The sequence below is a fragment of the Blastomonas sp. genome (assembly GCF_041747255.1).
Lineage (GTDB): Bacteria > Pseudomonadota > Alphaproteobacteria > Sphingomonadales > Sphingomonadaceae > Blastomonas.
Genome location: NZ_JBGTFM010000009.1, coordinates 1 through 2,035, shown reverse-complemented (window position 1 = coordinate 2,035; position 2,035 = coordinate 1). Strand labels below are relative to the sequence as shown.

Below are 2,035 nucleotides of genomic sequence, written 5' to 3'. Positions count from 1 at the left end.
TCACTATAGCGGGGCAGGGCGGAATAACGGATGCTGTCGTGCGTTTTCATGGCCAGTAACTTTAGCCTGCTGCTTTGCGAGCGCAAGCATCAGCGATCGCTGCAAGCTGGCCATGCGCACTGGGGGGGGCTTGCGATCAAGGTGCGGCATGGGCATTGACCGCCAACTGTCGGAAGGCCCTGTAACCTTGGTCCTTTGCAGAACGAATGTTGGCAAGGCAGGCCGGATCGCTCGGCAATTGGAGGCAAGTTTATGGAAAACGCATCAAACAGGGCATCGCAAGGGCTTGCGGTGCTGCTGTTCAGCACGGTGGTCACGCAGATCATTTACCTGACGCTTTCCAACGCCGGTGCCGAGATCAATCGCATGGTCATCTGGTCAGCAGAAGCGCTCGCGTTTATGGGTATTACGATAGTGGCGCTGTCGCAGATCGTACATCATGCGCGCCTGTCGCTGGGCTGGGCAGCCATCGCAGCCGGCGGTCTTCTGAACGTCATTCAGGTCGGCATCGGACTTGCCATGTTTGGCCCGCTTGAAGAGGCGGGTGAGGCGATCGCCCCTGTCTTCAAGGCGGTTCTTGCAGGCGCATTCTTCCTTTATTTTGCCGGCAAGTTTCTCTTTGGGCTGGCTGCCATAATCATTGCAGCGGACTTGCTGCGTGGTGCAGGCGCCGTCAAGGTCATTGGAGCGCTCACGGCCATTGCCGGGCTGGCTGCGATGGTGCTTAATCTTGGCGGGATGGCGATGGGCATGGCGCTGGTTTATCCGGCTGGTGCATCAGGGACACTGACGACGCTGCTGTTGGGGGTTGGTATTGCGATGCTCGCCCGTCAGCAATCGCGCCCACACCGGCCTTGACCCGGAGCGCCCCGCTGTAGCATGGGCAATGCATAGAGGCTTTTCGGGACAAACAACAATGGCCGCACGAATCTTTCAGCGCCCCAAGAATGCGATGCAATCGGGCCGCGCCAATACTGATCGCTGGATCCTTGAGTTCGAGCCCGCAGAGGCGAAAAAGCCTGATCCGTTGACCGGCTGGGCCGGATCGGGCGACACGCGCCAGCAGGTCCAGCTGTTCTTTCCCGATGCTGTTGCAGCGACAGCCTATGCGCTGAAATACGGCATCGCCGCGCGGATCGAGCAAACCCCGCCAAGGCGCCTGAAGATTCAGGCTTATGCGGACAATTTCCGCTGATCATGTTCCGTTTTTCGGCGAATGCCGGAATCCTGGGCGACCACAGTGAAATCTGGCACCTGGGCTCCGGCTTTCGCCGGAGAACGTTGTTGATGAAAGCGGCAACCTTCAGCCAAGCATCCCGCCACCCAGCAACAACAGCAGCTTCACGTCCGTCGCGCAGCCATCATCCCGTTTGGCGTTGAGAAACGCGTTCAAATCCACCAGCGGTACGATGTGAACAGTGATGTCTTCGCCCTCTACGCCGCCGCCGTCGCTGACCCGCGTCAGATCGTGCGCGCGCAACAGGTGAAAGCTCTCGGTGACCATGCCGGGAGATGAATAGAATTCGCCCAGATGCTCGATGCGCGTGGGGCGGAAGCCGGTTTCTTCCTCAAGCTCGCGCGCGCCTGCCTTTTCCGGCGTATCGCCGCCGTCATCATCATGATCGCCGATCAGTCCGGCGGGCAGTTCGATGCATCGTTTGCCCAGCGGCACTCGGAACTGTTCGACCAGAATGACCGATTCCTCGTGGATCGCCAAAATTACTGCTGCCCTGATGCCCCGGCTGCGCGATACATATTCCCATTTACCGCGCCGCTTGGCGGTGATGAACCTGCCCTGCCAGACGATCTCTTCGGGTTCGGTCACGGTCTGCTCGCGCGCCGTCACAGTTCGATCAGCCGATCAGGCAGCTCATTGGGATTGGCGTCGGTCTTGGGGAAATGCTCGGTAAGCACCTTGCCGATGTCGCGCACGGCGGCGGCCATGCCTTCGCCTGCACGTCCGGCGCGCAGTTCGACCAGCATGTCAGCCATCGCCTCGCCCCAGACGTCGGGCGCGACTTTTTCGTTGATCGCG

The 2,035-nt window shown here is 60.1% G+C and carries 3 protein-coding genes and 1 pseudogene; 2 read left to right on the top strand and 2 right to left on the bottom strand.

Features of this window, described 5'->3' with window-relative positions:
- The first annotated feature begins 252 nt into the window (after positions 1-252).
- Both ACEW8G_RS00425 and ACEW8G_RS00420 read left to right on the top strand, forming a co-directional pair.
- The gene (locus ACEW8G_RS00425; protein WP_373486482.1) at positions 253-858 is read left to right on the top strand and encodes a hypothetical protein; all 606 of its coding nucleotides are present in this window, start codon (positions 253-255) and stop codon (positions 856-858) included.
- A gap of 58 nt (positions 859-916) precedes the next feature.
- The gene (locus tag ACEW8G_RS00420; protein ID WP_373486481.1) at positions 917-1,195 is read left to right on the top strand and encodes an ETC complex I subunit; all 279 of its coding nucleotides are present in this window, start codon (positions 917-919) and stop codon (positions 1,193-1,195) included.
- A 108-nt stretch (positions 1,196-1,303) separates the two neighbouring features.
- Here the strand turns inward: ACEW8G_RS00420 and ACEW8G_RS00415 are convergent, their stop codons facing one another.
- Positions 1,304-1,825, bottom strand: a complete 522-nt coding sequence (locus ACEW8G_RS00415) for an NUDIX hydrolase (protein ID WP_373486480.1) — start codon at positions 1,823-1,825, stop codon at positions 1,304-1,306.
- Positions 1,826-1,842: 17 nt separating this feature from the next.
- A pseudogene (locus ACEW8G_RS00410) lies at positions 1,843-2,035 on the bottom strand (hypothetical protein); the annotation flags it as partial.